Source organism: Nocardia carnea, from assembly GCF_029868325.1.
Classification (GTDB): Bacteria; Actinomycetota; Actinomycetes; order Mycobacteriales; family Mycobacteriaceae; genus Nocardia; species Nocardia carnea_C.
Genome location: NZ_JARWNW010000237.1, coordinates 31,024 through 50,933 on the forward strand (window position 1 = coordinate 31,024; position 19,910 = coordinate 50,933).

Sequence of the window (19,910 nt, forward strand, 5' to 3'; positions counted from 1 at the left end):
CGCGCAGCCCCGGCCGAATTCGCGTAGCGGTGCCCGTTACGCCGTGGCCTGCAGATGGTGCGCGGCCATCCCGACATCCGCCGGCCCCGAACCCACCAGCAACTTCTTGAACGACGCCTGTTCCCGCAGTCCGCGTTCCTCGGCACGCTGCCGGGCGGCCGGGCTGACCCGGGTGGCCGCACTGCGCGCGAGGTTCACCGGTACGCGCAACACCGGATACCACGGCGGCATATAGGGCCACAGGCCGAGTTTGCGCATGGCGCCCGGCCCCAGGTACATGCTGGAGATAGACAGATGCTGGGCGCGGGCGATCCGGCCGCGCAACCACGGCAGGTTCGGGTAGTTCCAGGTGAGCGGGTCGTTGGCCATCGGCAGGGCGAGCTGCCGGGTGGTGTCGTCGGGATTCGTGATGGCTGTCATGGTGTGGTAGAGAATCCGGACGCTGTCGCGGAATCCGGTCGGCAGCCACTCCTCGGCAACACCCATCAGCCGGCCCACGTAGCGGGCGAGGTGGGCCGCGGCCTCCCGGTCCTGGCGGGACGGCACGATCCCCATCACCAAACCGCCGACGAACGGCGCGATGAGCGCGCCCACCAGGGTGGCGGCCATATCCGTCTGGTTGATCGGCAGCCCCCATGCGCGCTGATCCCAGTCGGGCATGGCCCCCACGTGCCGGCGGACCAGTGAATGGACGAATCGCACATGCAGGGTGGAGCGGTAGCCGGGTTCGAACTTGCCCATACCGTTCTGGACGTCGAGCGCCCACTGCATCGTCTCGGCGAACCGCTGGGCGGGCCCTTTCTCCAGCGCTCCGGTGCGCAGCAGCGTCTTGTTGAATCCGGAGGCCAGGTATCCGCCGAGGAAGGATACGTCGCGCGCCAGATACAACCCGTCGTAGCCGCCGCGGCGCAGGACCTGTTCGCCGCGGCGCAGCATCTCCTCGTCCAGCCAGTCCGGGGGAGTTTCGACGGCGGTGAAGAAGTCGCGCAGCGGCTGCGGTGCGTCGGTGACCGAATCGATGCCGCCGGCCACGGCCTGTTCGAACAGTGGCCGGGTATCGGCCATTCCGGTGCCGATCATCCAGTCGACCAGATCGTCCATCGGCTGGTCGCCGATCAGCAGCGATTCGCCCATGGCCGCCCAGCGCCGGGCGTCCGGTGCACCGATGCCCATCAGCATGGCGAACGGTTTCAACCCGGGCACGGCCACCGGACCGGCGGGGTGCCGGGTGGGGATCGCGGTGCCCATGTTTTCAGAACCCATGAAACGAATATATTGAGTGCGTTACATTGTGTCAATGATGGGGTCTATGGTGAGGCGGAGCGCAATATGAACGATTCCCGCCGATACGTCGTGATCGGGGGCGGGCTGGCGGGGCTCGCCTCGGCGGTATGGCTGGCCGAAGCCGGTAAGCAGGTGACACTGCTCGAACGCCGCGCCCGGCTCGGCGGACGCACCCAGGCGATGCAGGTGCCCGAGGTGGGGGATGTTCCCGACAACGGCCAGCACGTGCTGGCCAGCGGCTACCGCAGCCTGTTCCGGTACCTGGAGAGCGTGGGTACGCGCGACTGTGTGGAGTTCCCGGGGGGCGGTACTCTGCGCTGGCCGGGGGGTCGTGCGGTCCCGTTGCGCACCTCCGGTCCGGGGGTCGTGCGCACACTGCTGGGCGCCCACCCCGATGCCGGACCGCTGGACCGGCTGCGGGCATTGCGGGCCACCGCCCGCCTCGGCCGGCAGGCGCTGTTCCAGCCCGCGGACCTGGCCGATATCACCACCGAGCAATGGTTCGTACGCGTCGGTATGCCCGCGAAGGCCCGGGAGGCGCTGTGGGATTGGCTGGCACTGGGGATCGCCGCCGAACCGGTGCAGCGGGAATCGGCGAAGGTATTCGCCGATGTGCTGGCCACCGGTATCCGGATCGGTGTGCGGGACCGGGCCGGTGTCACCATCGGCTACCCGACGGTCGATCTGGACACGCTCTACATCACCGGCGCGGAGCGGATTTTCCAGAAGTACGGCGTGGACGTCCGGTACCGGTCCGTCGCCCGCCGGATCGTCGTCACCGACGGTCTGGTGACCGGTGTGCAGCTGGCCGACGGTACCGAGATCGCCGCCGATGCGGTGGTGTGCGCGGTCCCCAATTCACGGATCCACGGCCTGCTCGACGATCTGCCCGAGCATGCCGAAATCTATGCCGCCGCGGACAAATTGGGAGTTACCCCGATAGTGAGCACCAACCTGTACCTGGATCGCCCGCTGGCGACGCAATCGGCGATGGAGGCGCTGATCGGCGGTACCGGTGTGATCGACGAGGTCTTCGACCGTCAGCGCATGCATCGGCGCACCCCGGACGGCTCCTGGCTGTACTGCCTCACCACCAGCGGCGCCTACGAGCAGATCCACAAGAGCAACGAGGAGATCGTCACCGAACAGCTGGCGCTGATCCGCCGCTACTATCCGGAGGCGCACGCGGCGAAACTGGTGCACGCCCAGGTCGTCAAAATGCCGAGAGCGACCTTCTCGCAGGTCGTCGGCACCACCGGATTGCGCCCGGATCAACGAACCTCGGTACCGAATCTGATGCTGGCCGGTGATTGGACCCGCACCGACTGGTCGGCCACGATGGAGAGTGCCGCGCAGAGCGCGGAGCGGGCCGTGCAGGCGCTACTCGCCTATATCGACGAGGGCCGGGACACAATGCAACGCGGACTATAATTCCGCTACATGTTCCGCACCTATGACGAAGTCGACGAGCGCATTCTGGACGCGACCCTCGGACGGATTCTGCAGGTCGGCATCCGGCGGAGCAGTCTGGACGATATCGCCCGCCGCTGCGGCCTGAACCGGGTCACGTTGTATCGGCGCTTTTCCGGTAAGGACGCGTTGATCGAGGCGGCGCTGTCCCGGGAGATCTCGCGGGTGCTGGCGGAGGCGACGGCGATCGCGTCCACGACCGAGGGTACCGATGCGCAGATCGAGGAGACCGTTCTCTTCGTACTCCGGCTCACCCGGACCCACCCCCTGGTCACGCAGCTGCTGGCGGTGGCGCCGGAGGAGGCGCTGGGCTTCTACACCGTGCGTGGCGAGGAAATGGTGTCCCAGGGCATCGAGTACATCGCCGGTGTGCTGACGGCCGGTCAGGAGCAGGGGGGGCTGGCCCGCTACGACCCGCGGCCGGTCGCCGAACTCGTAGCCCGGATGGCGCATTCGCTGATGCTCACCCCTACCGCGGGGATCGACTTCGACGATGAGCAGGCGGCGCGGGCGTTCATCCGGACCACTATCGTGCCGCTGATGAAGTACGGCATCAGATCCGGGGCCGACGACGCCGGCAGTGACGGGTCGTCGACGTCGGAGCGTGCGGTCGGGTCGTAGCAAAGTCGCGGGTACACGCTGGGCACCTCGGCCCCGTCACCGCTACCGCGGCCTCCTGGACCTGCAGTACCTTGGATCGACAACGACGAGGACCGGACAAGGAGTTGGCGCCGTGGGGAAGATAACCCGGACCACCGAGGTATCCGACAGCATCGTGGTCGGCACCGACCCCCGCACCGCTTACGACGCGGTGAGCGATGTGACGCAGATGGGCCGGTGGAGCCCGGAGAATACGGGCGCGGTGGTCGCCGAACCGGGCCGGGCGGCGTACCCGGGAATGACCTTCGTGGGTGCCAACCGGCGTGGGCCCATGCGGTGGCATACCGAATGCACTGTGACCGTGGCCGAACGGCCGGGCCGGTTCGCCTTCCAGGTGCGCCGGTGGGGAGTGTGGAAACCGTTGCTGCCGGTGGCGGTGGCGACCTGGGAGTACCGGTTCGACGCCGTCGCGGACGGAACCCGGATCACCGAGATCTGGTACGACGACCGCACCCACTGGCCGGATACTCCCGCCCTGTGGTTCGACCGGGTGGCTACCGGTAAGCGGGGTTTCGCCGAATTCCAGAAGGGCAATATTCGCCGCACTCTGGTGCGGTTGAAAGCGGAACTCGAAGCCACCGGCTGAGCCGGGGAAAGGCTTCTACCTGCGATGGACAACTGTCCATATCACTGTTTGGGGGCCTGTCCATATAGCGTCTGAACTGGTGTGATAAGGCCGATCAAGATCGGGTCGATGTTGCTGGGCAATCGACCGATAGGTTCTTGACACTCGATGTGACATCTATCTACTTTCGAACCCGCCCGCGGAAAGCGCCTCGGGCACTTGGCTTGCCGGCTCTTCCGGCTGCCCGCGCGCGCCGGCGTTGCCGCGGCGGTGCGGCTGTTGCGGCGAGTCGTAGGCACAGCTGTTCGGAGGTCGCTCTTGTCCGCAATATCTCGACGCGTGTTCCTGGGAGGTGCCGCGGCGGCGGCCGGTATCGCGGTTTCCGGTACGACCGTCGCGGCAGCGGACAACACCCTGCGGATCCCGCGGCGCCGGACTCCGGTCGTCCGCGAGGACCACCGGGTGATCGTGGTGGGCTCCGGATTCGGCGGCGGCATCGCGGCCTTGCGGCTGGCACAGGCCGGTGTTCCGGTCCTGCTGCTCGAACGTGGAAAACGCTGGCCCACCGGCCCGAACGCGAATACGTTCGGCAATCCGCTGAATCCCGACAAACGACTACTGTGGCACGGTTCCGACCCGCAACTGTTCGGCAGGCCGGTTGCCCTCGAGCCTTACACCGGCCTCCTCGACGCCGTCGCCGGTGCGAATATGACCGCGCTGTGCGCCGCCGGCCTCGGCGGCGGTTCCCTGCTCTACCAAGGGATGTCGCTGCAACCGACGGAGTCGGTGTTCAACACCCATTTCCCGCAGGAACTCGACTGGCGGCTGATGGACCGGGTGCACTATCCGCGAGTTGCCGCCATGCTGCAACTGGCGGTGGCCCCGGACGAACTGATCGCGCATCCGAACTACAAGGCCGCGCGGGTATTCGCGCGTAATGCCACGGCGGCCGGGCTGCCGGTATCGAAGATCCCGATGCCCATCGACTGGAACTACGCACTGGCCGAGACGCGCGGTGAGATGACAACCTCCTACATCAACGGCGCCGGGGCGTTCGGTGTGAACAACGGGGGCAAGCATTCCGTCGACGTCACCTATGTCGCGGCGGCCGAAGCCACCGGATCGGTCGACGTCCAGGTGATGCACAACGTCACCGATGTGGAACGCGGTGCGGACGGCCGCTGGATCGTGCACGTCGACCAGACCGACGAGAACGCACGGGTGCTGGCGAAAAAGGTGCTCACCACCAAGGCGCTCATCATGGCCGCGGGCAGCCTCAACACCACCGATCTGCTCATGCGGGCCGGTGGGAAGGGGTTGATCCCGGATCTGCCCGACGCGCTCGGCGCGGGCTGGGGAACCAACGCCGACCGGATCTACACCTGGACCAGCCTGGCCGAGGATTTCGGCACGGAACAGGGCGGACCGGTCGTCTACGGCAGTCTGAACTGGGACGATCCCGCCACCGCGCATACCGTGATCCAGGCCTCGATCCCGCCGCTGGGTATGGATGCCCGCACCACCATGCTCGTCGGGTACGGCGTGAGTGATGCGCGCGGCCGCTTCGTCTACGATTCGGCCGCCGACAGCGCCCGGTTGTCCTGGCCCGCGGACGGTGACGCCGCGATCCAGTACGGGCATATCGAGAAAACCGTGCAGACGATCGCGGGCCCGGCGTCGGTGCTGGGCGATACCAATCGAGCCTTCCCGTCGACCTGGCATCCGCTCGGCGGCGCCTGTATGGGGTCGGTCTGCGATCTCGACGGGCGAGTGCTGGGCCAGCGGGGTCTCTACGTCCTCGACGGTGCGCTGCTGCCCGGTAACGCCGCCGCCTGCAATCCGTCGATGACCATCGCCGCCGTGGCCGAACGGGCGCTGGACAACCTGGTCGCGCAGGATGTGGGCACCGCGATCTGACGGTAGCCGGGCCGAGTGGGCGGCCGGTCCGCGGCGCGGTGGCCGTCCGGATTTGCCACGGGACAAGTAGAACGTGTTCTAATCTGGATATCCCGCACACAACCGGGATCGTTGCCCGACACCCACGACCGGAGTGATAGCCGTGCCCGTTGCCCTGACCGCCGACCAAGCGGCGCTGGCCGAAACCGTCGCCGGATTCGCGGACCGGTATGCCGCCCGCGAATACACGCGTAAGCACACCGATCGCCTGAAACAGGGCAACCTGCCGGAATTCTGGCCGGAACTGGTTGCGCTGGGGCTCACCGGGGTGCACCTCCCGGAAACAGTCGGCGGCCAGGGTGGAACGCTCGACGAGCTCGCCGTGGTGCTCGCCGAATCGGGCCGGGCGCTGCTGCCCGGCCCGCTGCTGCCCACCGCGGTCGCGGGTGCCGTACTCGCGGACGCCGGCGAGTCCGCCGGTACGGCGCTGCGGCGGATCGCCGAGGGCGCACCCGGTGCGGTGATCGGCCCGGAACACCGGGTCGGAGGCGCCACCGAAACCGGCGGCGGCGCAACGCGGCTCACCGGTGAAACCGGCGTGGTCCTGGGTGCCGCGTCGGCCGAGCTGTTCGTGGTGGCGGCCCTCACCGGCACCGAGACCCGGTGGTACCTGGTCGAGCGCACCGCCGACGGTGTCGAGGTGGAGGCGAAAGACGGCGCCGATCTGGGCCGCGACCTCGGTGTGGTCCGGTTCCGCGAGGTGGCCGTGGCCGCGCCGCTCGAACTGGACACCGATCGGGCCGAAGCCGTCGCCACCGCATTCCTCGCCGTGGAGGCGGCCGGGGTCATCCGCTGGTGCAGCGATACCGCCACCGAATACGTCAAATCCCGGGTGCAGTTCGGACGGCCGATCGGTGCCTTCCAGGCAGTGCAGCACCGCACCGCCCGGTTGCTGATCACCAGTGAACTCGCCACGGCCGCCGCGTGGGACGCCGTACGTGGCCTCGGTGACGAACCCGGGCAGCGGACCCACGCCCTCGCGGGTGCGGTCCTGACCACGCTCGGTAACGCGGTGCACGCCGCAGTGGAATGCCTCGGACTGCACGGGGCGATCGGCTTCACCTGGGAGCACGATCTGCATCTGTACTGGCGGCGTGCCATGGCGCTGGCCGGACTGGCCGGGCCCGTGGAATCGTGGGAGCTTCGGCTGGGTGACGCCGCCCTGCAGGGGCCGCGCACCTTCGCCGTTCCGCTGCCGGAAACGGATTCGGCATTCCGCGATTGGGTATCGGAAATCCTGGACCGCGCGGCGCAACTGGACAATCCGAACCCGTCGAAGGTCGGCGACCACGATGCGGTGAACACCGGCGCCCGCCGTACCCTGCTGGCGGACAGCGGCCTGGTATCGCCGCCGATGGCCAAGCCCTTCGGTATCGAAGCCGGACCGCTGGAACAGCTGATCCTCCAGGACGAATACGACCGGCACGGTATCGCCCAGCCCTCCATGGGGATCGGGCAGTGGGTGGTACCGATCGTGCTGCATCGCGGCACCCCCGAACAGCTCGCCCGGCTGGCCGGCCCGGCGCTGCGCGGCGAGGAGATCTGGTGCCAGCTGTTCAGTGAACCCGAGGCCGGTTCCGATGTGGCCTCGCTGAGCCTGCGCGCGACCCGGGTCGACGGCGGCTGGCGGCTACAGGGCCAGAAGATCTGGACCACCCTCGCCCATCGCGCCGATTGGGGTCTGCTGCTGGCCCGCACCGACCCCGAGGCCGGCCGCCATCAGGGGCTGACCATGTTCCTGGTGGATATGCACGCCGAGGGGGTCGAGGTACGCCCGATCGTGCAGGCCAGCGGCGATGCCGAATTCAACGAGGTGTTCTTCGACGATGCGTTCGTACCGGACGAGATGGTCCTGGGTGAACCCGGTCAGGGCTGGGCGCTGACCCTGGAAACCCTGGCACAGGAACGCCTGTTCATCGGCGGCGTCCGCGATCCGGGACACAACGAGCGGATCCGGGGCATCATCGAACGCGGTGAATACGCCGGCACGCGCGACGATGCGGTGCGCACCCTCGGCCGGATCAGCGCGCGGGGTGCTGCCATCTCGGCGATGAATCTGCGGGAGACGATCCGGCGGCTGGACGGTCATGCCATCGGCCCCGCAACCAGTGTCGCCAAGGCGGCCGCCTCGATTCTGCACACCGATGCGGCGGCCGCGGCGCTGAACCTGATCGGCCCGGCGGCCGCGCTCGGTGAAGCGGTAACCGAACCGGTGCACCACGAACTCGACATCCCGACCTGGGTGATCGGCGGCGGTACCCTCGAGATCCAGCTGAACACCATCGCGACCCTGGTCATGGGGTTGCCGCGGAAGTAGTAGTCCCGGCCGCGGCACCCGTCTCGGTGCCGCGGCAGAACCCCTCCGGCCGAACGGGTAACCATCGGGCTCGAACCGAAAGACCCGTTCACGATCGGCCGGAGGGGTGGACAGTCACGGTTCCCGACGCGAACTCGTCGCAGAGCCGCGCCCAGCTCTTCGGGGACTCTGTCTCAGGACGGCGTGGTCTTGGTGCCAACGGGTGCGCCGCTATCGGCACGTTCCAAGAATTCGTCGAGATCCGCCGCTGTCATCAGACCGAAGTTCAGCGCCAGGCGTCCGATCGGGATCGATCCGACCATCCGGGCCATATCGATACCCAGATCGGCACCGGCGGAACCGGAATCGCCGAGCAGTGGTTGTAAGCGCCCGCTCAGCTCCGGTCCGGCGATCGGATGCGCCAGCACCTCGGCAAGGCTCGAATCGCGGGTCAGCGGTAGCACGACCTGGTCTCCGGTGAGTGTGACCGTCGCAGACGCCCGGAGGTCCCGGCTGGAAGAACCCACGTGCACGGTGTAGTCGCCGCCCTCCACCGTCCAGCGGTTCGCCACTTCGTTCCAATAGGCGAATTCTGCGCGGGGGACGTGCACGGAGACCTCTCGGGTATCACCGGGGTCGAGCGCAACCGTGGTGAACCCGCAGAGCTCCCGGGGTGCGCGCATCACCGTGGAGGAGTCGAGGCTGCGGTAGACCTGCACCACTTCCCGGCCCGCCCGGCTGCCGGTATTGGTGATCCGGACGGTGACCGTAACCCCCTGCTCGTCGGCGACCGCCCGTGCGTCGGTGTACTCGAAGGTGGTGTAGGACAGGCCGTGCCCGAACGGGAAGGTGACCGCGAGTTCGCGGCGGTCGTACCAGCGGTAGCCGACGAAAATCCCTTCGCCGTAACGGACGTGCCCGTTCTCGCCGGGGAAATTGTCGTAGGCGGGGACATCGGCGAGCCGGACCGGGACGGTCTCGGTGAGCCGGCCGCACGGTTCGGCGATCCCGAACAGCAGATCGGCGACGGCGCCGCCGCCCGCCTGCCCGAGCAGTGCGGTATCGAGGACGGCATCGGCGGCGTCGACGATCGGCGCCAGGCGCAGGACGCCCCCGTGCGCCAGGACAACGACCACCCGCGACTGCACCGCCCGCACCGCGGTCAGCAATTCCACCTGGTCGGCGGGGATTTCGATATGGTCGCGGTCGAAGCCCTCGGACTCCTGGGCGGCGGCCAGGCCGAGGAACAGGACGGCGATATCGGCGCCGGCGGCGGTGTCGACGGCCTGGGCCCGCAGTTCCGCGCCCGCCGCCGGGTTCCCGGTATCGAATCCGCGGGCGTGGGTGACGGTGGCGGAGCCGGCGAGCGCGCGGATCTCGTCGAGCGCGATATCCACCCGGGTCGCGTTCACATGGGACGACCCGCCACCCTGATAGCGCGGTTCGGTGGCGAATTCCCCGATGACGGCGAGGGTTCCGCGGGGCTCCAAGGGGAGTACCGCATGATCGTTCTTCAGCAATACCGCGCAGCGGGCGGCCACCGAACGGGCCAGCGCATGGTGTTCGTCGATATCCCAGGAGGTCTCCGGGCGGGCGCTACCGGCGGCTTTGGTCGCCAGCGCGGCGATCCGTCCCGCCGCCGTCGCCAGGACGGAATCGGACGGCGATCCGGCTGCGACCGCCGCGGCAAGGCGCTGGTCACCGCCCTCGTCCGGGCCGGGCATCGTGAGATCGAGGCCGGCGGTCACTGCCGCCACCCGGTCGTCGACCGCGCCCCAATCACTGACGACCACCCCGTCGAAACCCCATTCGCCGCGCAGTACCTCGGTGAGCAACCAGTGGTTCTGGGAGGCGTACACACCGTTGATCTTGTTGTAGGAGCACATCACGGTCCACGGCGCGGCATCGGTGACCACGCGCTGGAATGCGCGCAGATAGATCTCCCGCAGCGGCCGCGGATCGATATCCGAACTCGACCGCATCCGATCGAACTCGGCATTGTTGGCCGCGAAATGTTTCAGCGAGGCACCGATGCCCTGGCCCTGTAATCCACGGACCCAGCCGGTGGCCAGGGCGGCGGTGAGATGCGGATCCTCGGAGTAGTACTCGAAATTGCGGCCACAGCGGGGGTCTCGTTTGATATTGATTCCGGGCCCCAGCACGATGTGCACACCGGCGGCCTGGGCTTCCCGGCCGATCGCCGCGCCCACCCGGGCTGCGAGCTCGGGATCCCAGCTCTGGCTCAATCCCACCGCGGGCGGGAAACAGGTCGCGGGGATACTCGGTCCGATACCCAGTGCGTCGCCGTTGTGCGCGGGATCCTGGTACCGCAGACCGTGCGGTCCATCCGTCAGCGCGAGCGAGGGAATGGCGCCGACCGCTTCGGTGGACCAGAAGTCTCGTCCGCTGCCCAGCCGGGCGCGCTGCCCGGTGGAGAGATCCGCGATCAGATCGTCGGTGGTGGGGACCGGGTCCGGCATACGGCTGCTCCTGTTTGTTCGGCGACTGGTGTCGAACATAGTCGGTGGCCGTCCCGGACCGGGGTCGCGCGCGCCGGTTCCCCAGGCGCGCCTCAGGACTGTGCGGGCCCGTAGTCCAGGTGCACCACACCGTTGGGGTAGACGTCGTGGGCTTTGAGCTCGAGCTTCGTGGTGTCGGCACCGTCGGTGAACAGTTTCTCGCCCTTGCCCAGGACGATGGGATAGACGAACAGGTGCAGATCGTCGACGAGTCCCTCCGCGAGCAGCGCCCGGACCAGGGTGCCGCTGCCGCTGATGTAGATGGTTCCGTCGATTTCGGTCTTGAGCTTGCGGATCTTCCCGGGGTCGTAGGCGCCGAGGGAGATGCTGTTGGCCCATTCGGCCTGCGGCTTCCGCGCGCCCACCACGTATTTGGTGGTGTCGTTGAAGAACGGGGCGCCCGGATCGTCCTCGACGGTACGGGTGGACCAGGCCGGCGCGAACATCTCGAAGGTGTTGCGCCCGAGCAGGATGGCTTGCGCCGCCCCGCTGATCGCGGCGAGGGTCTCGCCCATCTGCGGATCGAAGCCGAATTCGAAGGTGAACGACGGATCCTCGTACGACCCGTCGAGGGAGACGAACTCGTGTACGGCGATGGTTCCCATGCTGATGTCCTTTCCGGCAGCCGTTCGGCTGCGGCCGGTCCGCGCTGTCGTGCGGGGCTTGCCTTCTCGTTCGGGTAGACGGGGCCGGGCGGGTTTTCTCATCGGTCCCGGGCGTGACTGTCGAATCCCTGTGCTGGGCGGACCGGTTCGATCCTGCGTACAGTAAGTGCGCCGCAAACAGTGTTAACAGCACGGCGTCGTGGGGAAATCAATGTGAGGACGCGGCGCCGAACCCCGGCTCCGTGCAGGACAGCAAGGGAAACAGGACTTCCGAATGGGTCACCCGCAACCACCCAATCCGTACCAGCATCAGCCTGGTCAGCCCGTACCGCCGGGTCAGCCTTATCCGGGACAGCCCATGGGAGGACAACCCATGGGAGGGCAGCCCATGCCGGGTCAGCCGTATCCCGGCCAGCCGTACCCCGGTCAGCCACAGTACGGCCAGCAGTATCCGGGCCAGCAGCCGCAGATGGGTGCGCCCATGGGCTACGGACAGCCGCCGCGCTCGTCGGGGGGTGGCGGCGGCAAGATCGCGCTCATCATCGGCGGTGTCGCCGTGGTACTCATCGCGGTCGGAGTCGGCGCGTTCTTCGTCTTCGGCGGCAGTGGCTCGGCCGTGGGCGGCGGCTACGACGATCCGCGTGATGTGGCGCAGGCCTGGGTGGACCAGGACGGTGATCCCGAGGATCTGGTCTGCCAGGACGATCTGGACGAGATCTCGCAGTACGAGCAGGACAATCCTGTCCAGCCCACCGATGTACCGTCCGGTGTATCGGCGCCGGAAACCACGCTGAAGAGCGTGGATGTGCCCTCGGGCAGCGATTCCGGGACGTTCACCATGGAGATGACCATGGACATGATGGGTGACGAGACCACCAGCACCGCGACCTATGACCTGGTCAAAGAGGACGGCGGCTGGAAAGTGTGCGGAATCCTGAATCCCGATATCGACGTCGATATGCCGGGCTTCTGATCCTCGTTCGATACGTGGCCGGTCACCGGGGCGTTCCCCGGTGACCGGCCACTGTCGGTTCTCGGCACGCGGATCACCCTGGCTTAGTTGCAGCCCTCGGCGGCCGAGGGATGTCGAGCACCTGTGTGTACGAACGTAAAGCTGCGGCGCACCCCGCAGCGCCGCAACCATACCTTCGTACACACAGAACCCGCCGGAGGATTCACAGCGGGATCATCGAATGCGCACCCGGAACCCGAGGGCGGTTCACCGGCCGCGGTATCCGGCCGGTCGTCCGCAGGGGTGCGGTGCGGAGACAGGTGCGCCGTAGACCTCGTTCACGCGCCCCGGGCTGCGGGTCGCGCAGTGCTCATATCCGGCGGTTCACCTCGATCTCCCGTGCTCATACGAACGACGGTGCGGTCGCCGGACGCGACAGCACCGTTGCCCCTCGACGCTACTGTGTGGGACAGCAAGATCGGGAGGGGCGGAAGCGACAGGATGCGATGCGTTTGCGACAGGTCCGGCGCGCTTGCGCCGGCGTATAAGACCGATCGGTTTTCATAGGACGTTTTACGATCCGTATCCTGCCAGCGTGGATGTGGGTATTTTCGTCGCGGACGGTGTGGGCGAACTCGGCCTGGGCGCCCTGCACGGGGCATTCAGTACTGCGAACATCCTGCGCAGTGAGCTCGACCATCCACCTGCCGCGTGGAACGTGCATACGGTGTCACTCGGTACCTCGGTGCGGTCGGGTAGCGGAAACATCGTGCAGACCGTCCCGCTGAGCGAGGTATCGACCTCGTTCGATGCCCTGGCGGTGGCCGCGGTGAACGTTCTGGAGCCCGAGCCACTGATCGCACTGGTCTCGGACCCCGGTAACGCGTGGCTCCTCGACCGCATCCGCAGCGCACGTGAACAAGGTGTCCATCTCGCCGCTGCCTGCACCGGGACGTTCTTCCTGGCCGAAGCCGGTGTGCTCGACGGGTCGCCGGCGACGACGAGCTGGTGGCTCGGGACGAGCTTCCGCGGGCGGTACCCGAAAGTGGATCTGGACGAACGGAGCATCGTCTGCCACGGCGACGGCATCACCACGGCCGGTGCCTCGCTGTCGCATATGGATATGGCGCTGTCGCTGGTGTACCGCACCAGCCCGGAATTGGCGGAGCAGGCACGGCGCTATCTCGCCTTCGAAGGCCGCGCCAGTCAGGCGCCGTACGTCATCCCCGAGGTGGTCGCCCGCGGTAACCCGCTGATCGTCGCGTACGAACGCTGGGTGCGCGAGCATATCTGCGAGCAGTTCCTGATCTCGGCCGCGGCGCGGGAACTGGGCGTCACCGAACGCAGCCTGCAACGCGCCACCCGAGCGGCGCTCGGCATGTCACCCAAGGATTTCGCCGACGATATCCGGCTCGACCGGGCCACCCGGCTCCTGCAGACGACCGGTCTCACGGTCGAAGGGGTGGCCCGGGAGGTCGGCTATATGAACGCCAGCGCGTTGCGTGCGCTGATCCGCCGGCGCCGTGGGCTGTCACCGGCGCAGATCCGGGCCCATGGTGGCGTATGAGGTCCGGGCGGAGATTGCGGTGGCGGCGCGGCAATTCGACCCTAGACTGACCGCATGTATGTTCGACGGCTGATCGCCGTAGCCGGGTTCTTGGCCACACTGTCACTCGGAGTTTCCGCCTGCACCGCCACCGGCGCGGGTGCTACCAGCCAATGTGATGTCCAAGGCTGCACCGTGACCTTCGACCGCGGCGTGGACGCGAAGATCAGCGTTCTCGGCGTGGACGCCGAACTCGCCGCGGTAGAAGGCAATGTGGTGACACTGAAGGTCGCGGGCCAGGAGGTCACCGTGCCGATGGGCTCCACCGAATCCGCGCAGGGCCTGGACTTGACGGTCCGCGAGATCACCCAGGAGAAGGTCGTGGTGCAGTTGTCCACCGGACTCTGACCTCGGCCCGCCCTCCTCGGGTCGCGCACCGACCGCCACGTCGCGCCTCCTGGGCGGCGGAATCCGCGGCGATCGGGGCACGGCCGTATTAGATCGGGGCACGGCCGTATTGCCCGATGGCCGGTCTGCTGCTCCGGCTCGTGGCGGTAGCCTATTCGCCGCCGGGACCGTGGTCGTTTTGAACCGGGTGACGACCTGGGGCAGCACTGATGCGCCCGGTCCGATGTTCACCCGGACCGGGCCGGATCACTGCGGCTCGCGAACCGGTGTTTCGGTCCAGCGCGGTTCGGCGCGACCGTAACCGGCAGCCGGGAACGGGTAGTCGGGGAATTCGGCCAGTGCGGGTGCGGCGGTGACGGTCCGCCCGTGTGTCACTGTGCTGTGTGGGCCGGGTATCGCGGGTGCGGGATGGCCGGGAGTCCGGCCGCGTTCGGACAGCAGCCAGGTGGCGGTGCGGGCCAGGGAGACCCGGACGTCCCGGCCGAAACCGTCGCCTGTCCGGGCAGCGAGCGCGTCGACGATACCGGCGGCCAGGAGATAGCCGGACGCATGGTCGAGGGCCTGGGCGGGTAAGGCTCCGGGGATCGCGGAGGCGCCCTCGATCACCGCGATCCCGGTGGCGGCCTGCACGATGCTGTCGAAACCGCGCCGGCCGGCCCAGGGGCCGGTGAACCCCCAGGCGCTCACGCGGGCGTGGACCAGCCCCGGCCGGCCGGCCAGACCCAGCCGTTCGAGCGCACCGGGCCGGTAACCCGTCACCAGAACGTCCGCGGTGTCGAGCAGACTCTCCCAGTGCGCATTCGCTGTCCGCAGATCGAGCAGGGCCGAGGATTTGCCCTGCCCGGTATCGGTGAACTGCCACGGGATCTCAGGCAGTGCGGGCGGGTCCACCCGCAGCACTTCGGCCCCGAGGAGTGCCAGCGCGCGGGTGGCCACGGGGCCGGCGATCACCCGGGTCAGATCGAGTACCCGCACACCCTGCAGCGGCTGATACGGGGTGCCGGATACCGGCAGCGTGTAGCGGCGCCGGTCCGGCCGTTGCGCGACAGCGACCAGCGGACCGGCCGCGGCCGGACCCGATTGGGGATGGGCCCGCCACTGTGCCTCGTCGCGGACCTGCACCGCAATCGCGCCGCGGGCCGCGGCCAGTTCCTCGAGGTCCGCGGCCCGGAGCATGGCGATCTGGGATTCGGCCTGTTCCACGGGGGCGTCGGCGGGTAGCTCGAGCGCGGCCAGCAGGCGGGCGCGATGATGCGGATAATTGGCGTGGGTGCGCACCCAGCCGTCGAACGTGGGGAAGAAACCGGACAGATCCGCGAAACCGGCTACGGGGGCGCCGTCGATCCGCAACAGCCGGTCACTGCTGAACGACGCGGCGATCCGTTCCGGGTCGAGGCGGTGCCGGATCGGCGTAGTTCCCGCGGCCGCGCGGTAGCGGTCGGCGGCCGCGATGAAGGCCTGGACGGATCCGGCGGCCAATCCCCACACCGGCAGTGTGGCGGCGAGATAGCGTCCGGGGTCGGGCCAGTCCACCGGCGCCGACGCGGCGACGCCCGCACCATCCTCGTAATCACGAACCAGCCGTGCTCCCACGTCCACTGCTCCGAGCGTACTGGCGTGCGGCGCGGGCGATCCCCGGGTAACCGGTTGGCACAGCGATTTTCATCACACCGTCACCCATGGGTGCGAACAGTTCAGACGAGGGTGCGCGCGGTGGACCGCCCCGGCTGGTGCCGGACCCGCCACCACCAGCCGGCCCACGACACCAGGACACAGATCGCGACCAGTATGCGCACCTCGGCGAGCATGCTCTCCGGATAGATGACGCCGGTCAGGTAGTAGTCGATGTACCCCTCCGGCGGCAGCCCCTGCATCCCCGCCCGTTCGCGCGCCCAGTTCTCGGCATAGGTCAGCGGGCAGTCGTAACCGACCAGGACCGTACCGAAACCCCAGGCCGCCGCACCGCCGTGCAGCCAGATCGTGCGCGGCAGCCGCCAGGCAACAAAACCTCCCGCCACCACATAGCCGATGAACAGCATATGCACGGCGGCGGTCAGATCGGCGAGCAGCCGGTACCACACCCTTCCAGGGTATGTGCTGATCGTGATTGCTGCGCCGGATTCACCAGGGGGAGGGCTGGTAGTCCTTCAGGAAGCAGCCGTAGAGGTCTTCACCGGCTTCGCCGCGCACGATCGGGTCGTAGACCCGCGCCGCGCCGTCCACCAGGTCCAGCGGAGCATGAAAACCCTCGTCGGCCAGCCGGACCTTGGTGTAGTGCGGCCGCTCGTCGGTGATCCAGCCGGTATCGACGGCGGTCATCAGAATCCGGTCGGCTTCGAACATCTCACCCGCGCTGGTACGGGTCAGCATGTTCAGTGCCGCCTTGGCCATATTGGTGTGCGGATGCCCCGGACCCTTGTAGCGGCGGGAGAACTGACCCTCCATGGCCGAAACGTTCACCACATACTTGCGGCGAGCTTGCGCCGCGGCCAGCGCCGGGCGCAGCCGCGACACCAGAATGAACGGTGCCACCGAATTGCACAGCTGTACTTCGAGCAGTTCGGTGGGATCGACCTCGCCGACCGTATGCACCCAGCTGTTGGTGTGGGCCAGATCGGGCACCAGGCCACCGGCGTCGATGGCGACTCCGCGGGTGATCCGGTCCGGTGTGGCCGAACCGGCCACCAGTGCCAGCTCGGCCACATCGGCGCCGGTGAGGCCGGGGGTGAGTGAGGCGGTGAGGGCGGTCGGATGGGCGCGGGTGGTCTGGCCGAAGGTCACCGTTTCGGGGAGTGCACCGGCGGGCAGTGGATCGGATTCGGCGGCGGCCAGGGCGCTGTAGGCGCCGGGGGAGCGGCGAACGGTCTGTGCGGCGTTGTTGATGAGGATATCGAGCGGCCCCTGGGCCGCCACATCGTCGGCGAGCGCCACGACCTGGGCGGGATCACGCAGATCGATCCCGACGATCCGCAGCCGGTGCAGCCAGTCGGCGCTGTCGGGCTGGGCCGCGAAGCGGCGGATCGCATCGTTGGGGAACCGGGTGGTGACGGTGGTGTGCGCGCCGTCGCGCAGCAGCCGCAGTGCGATGTACATACCGATCTTCGCGCGGCCACCGGTCAGCAGTGCGCGGCGCCCGGTCAGATCCGTGCGGGCGTCGCGGCGGTCGTGGCTGCGCGCGGCGCAGTCGGGGCAGAGCTGGTGGTAGAAGGCGTCGACGCGGGTGTACTTCTCTTTGCAGATATAGCAGCCGCGCGCCCGCAGCAGGGTTCCGGCCGATGCCCCGGTGGTGGCCGAGCTGATCGGGATTCCGGCCGTTTCGTCGTCGATCCGGTTCGGTGACCCGGTGGCGGTCGCGGCGACCACCGCGCGATCGGCCGCGAGTTTGGCCTGCCGGGCGGCGATGCGGCGTTGCCGTTTGAGCTCCTTGAACATGCCGCCGACGGCGCGCTGGACCGTGACCGAGTCCGGGTGGCCGGGGTCCAGCCGGCCTGCCTGTTCGAGTACGCGCAGACAGGTGGTGAGGTCGTTCGGATCGATGCTGGTCGCGGCCATCGGTGCGGGGATGTCCTTCGTGAGCTGGGAAAGCGTGCCCACCATTGTGGCAAGGCTGGGTAGCAGGCCTGCGACCGGGCGCGAACGCCCTCGCGCCCGCTTCGTTGACATCACGCCAATAGTGCGGGAAAGTCGTTCCCGAAAGATCCGGCACCCCACCGTGCCGAGCTGATGATCACGAACCGAAGGATGCGGATATGGCACGCCCCGCGTGGAGCGACGACGAGGTCGAGGCGGTACGGGAACTCGCCCGCACCTACTTCGAAAAGGAAGTGGTGCCGCACGAGGAGCGGTTCATCGAACAGGGCCATCCGGACAGGCAGCTGTACCGGCGGGCCGGCGAACTCGGCCTGCTCTGTCCAGCGGTGGCCGAGGAATACGGTGGCGGTGGCGGCACCTTCGCCCATGAGGCGGCCATCATCGAAGAGCAGGTGCGCGCGGGCGACGGTGCCCTCGGCATCCCGGTGCACAGCTCGATCATCGCGCCGTACCTGGCCGAATTCGGTTCCGACGAGCTCAAGAAGCGCGTCCTGCCCAAGGCATGTAGTGGCGATATGGTCCTGTCCATCGGGATGACCGAACCGGGCACCGGTTCGGATCTGCAGGCGATCAAAACCCGCGCGGTGCGCGAGGGCGACGAATACGTGATCACCGGCTCCAAGATCTTCATCTCCAACGGCTGGCTGTGCGACGGCATCATCATCGCCGCCAAAACCGACCCCGAGAAGGGGGCGGCCGGGGTCTCGCTGCTGTTCGCGGAGGTGAGCGACGATACTCTCGGCTTCAATCGGGGGCGGATCCTGTCCAAGATCGGCGGGAAGGGGCAGGACACCGCGGAGCTGTTCTTCGACGGCCTGCGCGTACCGGCGGCGAACCTGCTGGGCGGGGTCGAGGGACAGGGCTTCTACCAGATGATGCAGCTGCTGGCCCAGGAGCGACTGGTCACCGCGATCATGGCGGTGGCGATGATGGAACGCGCGGTCGAGCTCACCGTCGAGTACACGAAAGGCCGCGAAGCGTTCGGCAAACCGCTGTTCGCCATGCAGAACACCCGGTTCGAACTGGCCGAATGCGCGACCATCGCCCGCACCAACCGGGTTTTCCTCGACGACTGCCTCACCCGGCACCTGAAGGGTGAACTCGATATCCAGACCGCGGCCATGTCCAAGTACTGGTCCACCGATCAGCTCGGCATCGTCGTGGACCGCTGCCTACAGCTGTTCGGCGGCTACGGATACATGACCGAATACCCGATCTCGCAGCTCTACACCGGTGCCCGCGTGCTGCGGATCCTCGCGGGCAGCAATGAGGTGATGAAGGATCTCATCGCCCGTGGCCTCTGACCTCGAATCCGTCACCGGCCCCGGCCCCGTCACGAACGGGGTCGGGGCGCCGGCCCGGCGGCGCCGCCTCGAACCAGACGAACGCCGGGCCCAGATCCTGGCCAAGGCGATCGAAATGTTCGGGGAGCGGCCCTACGCCGCGGTATCCACCGCCGAACTCGCGCAGCGCGCCGGGGTGGCCCGCGGGCTGATCAACCACTACTTCGGCAACAAACGCGACCTTTACCTCGCCGTGGTGCGCCGGATGGTGACCCTGCCCCGGCCCGACGACCTCCGAGTTCCGGCGGGCACCGCCCGGGAACGGATCGACGCCAGCGTCGGATGGCTGCTCGATACGATTTCCGAGCACGGCAGCACCTGGGTGAAGGTCACCAGTCACGAAGGGGTCGGCGACGATCCCGAGGTGCAGCAGATCCTGGACGCCGCCGACGATGCCGCAGCCCAGCGGCTGCTGCTGATGATCGGCCTCTCGGGCGACGAGGCGGCGGAGCCGCGCCGGGCGATGGTCCGGGCCTACGGCGGGATGGTGAAAGTCGCCGGACGCGAATGGCTCACCCGCGGCACGATGACCCGCGACCAGGTGCACGCACTGCTGGTCGATGTTCTCACCACACTCGTCACCGATTCCCTTCCGCGAGTGACCGGGGAGGAGTAACCGCCGGCGTCGGATTTCGTTATGGAAAACCACGGCGTGTCGGCTGGACATCTGTGATCCGGGCAACTCCCGTTTCCCGCAACGGCCGGGCCGATCCCG

Annotated in this window: 16 protein-coding genes; 10 read left to right on the forward strand and 6 right to left on the reverse strand. The window is 68.1% G+C overall.

Going from position 1 to position 19,910, the window contains the following annotated elements; all coding sequences use genetic code 11:
* Nucleotides 1–36 precede the first annotated feature (36 nt).
* The gene (locus QH196_RS20335) at nt 37–1,248 is read right to left on the reverse strand and encodes an oxygenase MpaB family protein (RefSeq protein WP_280417468.1); all 1,212 of its coding nucleotides are present in this window, start codon (nt 1,246–1,248) and stop codon (nt 37–39) included.
* Nucleotides 1,249–1,329: 81 nt separating this feature from the next.
* Between QH196_RS20335 and hpnE the strand changes: the two genes are divergently transcribed.
* From hpnE to QH196_RS20360, 5 genes are all read left to right on the forward strand, one after another.
* Nucleotides 1,330–2,715 carry a hydroxysqualene dehydroxylase HpnE gene (gene hpnE, locus QH196_RS20340; RefSeq protein WP_280417395.1) on the forward strand — a complete coding sequence of 462 codons (1,386 nt, stop codon included), beginning with the start codon at nt 1,330–1,332 and terminating at the stop codon, nt 2,713–2,715.
* A 9-nt stretch (nt 2,716–2,724) separates the two neighbouring features.
* Complete coding sequence (locus QH196_RS20345) at nt 2,725–3,375, forward strand: TetR/AcrR family transcriptional regulator (protein WP_280417396.1); 651 nt, start codon at nt 2,725–2,727, stop codon at nt 3,373–3,375.
* A gap of 112 nt (nt 3,376–3,487) precedes the next feature.
* A complete protein-coding gene (locus tag QH196_RS20350) occupies nt 3,488–4,000 on the forward strand; it encodes an SRPBCC family protein (protein ID WP_348538093.1) in 513 nt (170 codons plus the stop codon).
* Nucleotides 4,001–4,297: 297 nt separating this feature from the next.
* The gene (locus QH196_RS20355; protein ID WP_280417397.1) at nt 4,298–5,896 is read left to right on the forward strand and encodes a GMC oxidoreductase; all 1,599 of its coding nucleotides are present in this window, start codon (nt 4,298–4,300) and stop codon (nt 5,894–5,896) included.
* Nucleotides 5,897–6,038: 142 nt separating this feature from the next.
* Entirely contained in the window at nt 6,039–8,252 is a 2,214-nt protein-coding gene (locus QH196_RS20360) for an acyl-CoA dehydrogenase (protein ID WP_280417398.1), read from the forward strand.
* A gap of 173 nt (nt 8,253–8,425) precedes the next feature.
* Here QH196_RS20360 and QH196_RS20365 read toward each other — a convergent pair whose 3' ends face one another.
* On the reverse strand, nt 8,426–10,711 hold the full coding sequence (locus QH196_RS20365; protein ID WP_280417399.1) for a glycoside hydrolase family 3 C-terminal domain-containing protein: 2,286 nt from the start codon (nt 10,709–10,711) through the stop codon (nt 8,426–8,428).
* Between the two features lie 92 nt (nt 10,712–10,803).
* Nucleotides 10,804–11,355, reverse strand: coding sequence for a dihydrofolate reductase family protein (locus QH196_RS20370; RefSeq protein WP_280417400.1), 552 nt, complete (start codon nt 11,353–11,355; stop codon nt 10,804–10,806).
* Nucleotides 11,356–11,728: 373 nt separating this feature from the next.
* Between QH196_RS20370 and QH196_RS20375 the strand changes: the two genes are divergently transcribed.
* The 3 genes from QH196_RS20375 (at nt 11,729) to QH196_RS20385 (ending at nt 14,261) form a co-directional block, all read left to right on the forward strand.
* On the forward strand, nt 11,729–12,328 hold the full coding sequence (locus QH196_RS20375; RefSeq protein WP_280417401.1) for an Rv0361 family membrane protein: 600 nt from the start codon (nt 11,729–11,731) through the stop codon (nt 12,326–12,328).
* A gap of 574 nt (nt 12,329–12,902) precedes the next feature.
* On the forward strand, nt 12,903–13,874 hold the full coding sequence (locus QH196_RS20380) for a GlxA family transcriptional regulator (RefSeq protein WP_280417402.1): 972 nt from the start codon (nt 12,903–12,905) through the stop codon (nt 13,872–13,874).
* 54 nt (nt 13,875–13,928) lie between these two features.
* Nucleotides 13,929–14,261 (forward strand): hypothetical protein, encoded by a 333-nt coding sequence (locus QH196_RS20385; RefSeq protein ID WP_280417403.1) that lies wholly within the window; start codon nt 13,929–13,931, stop codon nt 14,259–14,261.
* Between the two features lie 246 nt (nt 14,262–14,507).
* Here QH196_RS20385 and QH196_RS20390 read toward each other — a convergent pair whose 3' ends face one another.
* From QH196_RS20390 to QH196_RS20400, 3 genes are all read right to left on the reverse strand, one after another.
* The gene (locus tag QH196_RS20390; protein ID WP_432279524.1) at nt 14,508–15,854 is read right to left on the reverse strand and encodes a CoA transferase; all 1,347 of its coding nucleotides are present in this window, start codon (nt 15,852–15,854) and stop codon (nt 14,508–14,510) included.
* Nucleotides 15,855–15,955: 101 nt separating this feature from the next.
* Entirely contained in the window at nt 15,956–16,342 is a 387-nt protein-coding gene (locus QH196_RS20395; protein ID WP_280417405.1) for a DUF2784 domain-containing protein, read from the reverse strand.
* Between the two features lie 40 nt (nt 16,343–16,382).
* A complete protein-coding gene (locus QH196_RS20400) occupies nt 16,383–17,813 on the reverse strand; it encodes an SDR family NAD(P)-dependent oxidoreductase (RefSeq protein WP_280417470.1) in 1,431 nt (476 codons plus the stop codon).
* A 197-nt stretch (nt 17,814–18,010) separates the two neighbouring features.
* Here QH196_RS20400 and QH196_RS20405 point away from each other — a divergent pair, with 197 nt between their 5' ends.
* On the forward strand, nt 18,011–19,156 hold the full coding sequence (locus QH196_RS20405; protein WP_280417406.1) for an acyl-CoA dehydrogenase family protein: 1,146 nt from the start codon (nt 18,011–18,013) through the stop codon (nt 19,154–19,156).
* Nucleotides 19,146–19,811 carry a TetR/AcrR family transcriptional regulator gene (locus QH196_RS20410; protein WP_432279519.1) on the forward strand — a complete coding sequence of 222 codons (666 nt, stop codon included), beginning with the start codon at nt 19,146–19,148 and terminating at the stop codon, nt 19,809–19,811. Before QH196_RS20405 ends, QH196_RS20410 begins: the two co-directional genes overlap by 11 nt.
* Nucleotides 19,812–19,910: the final 99 nt, after the last annotated feature.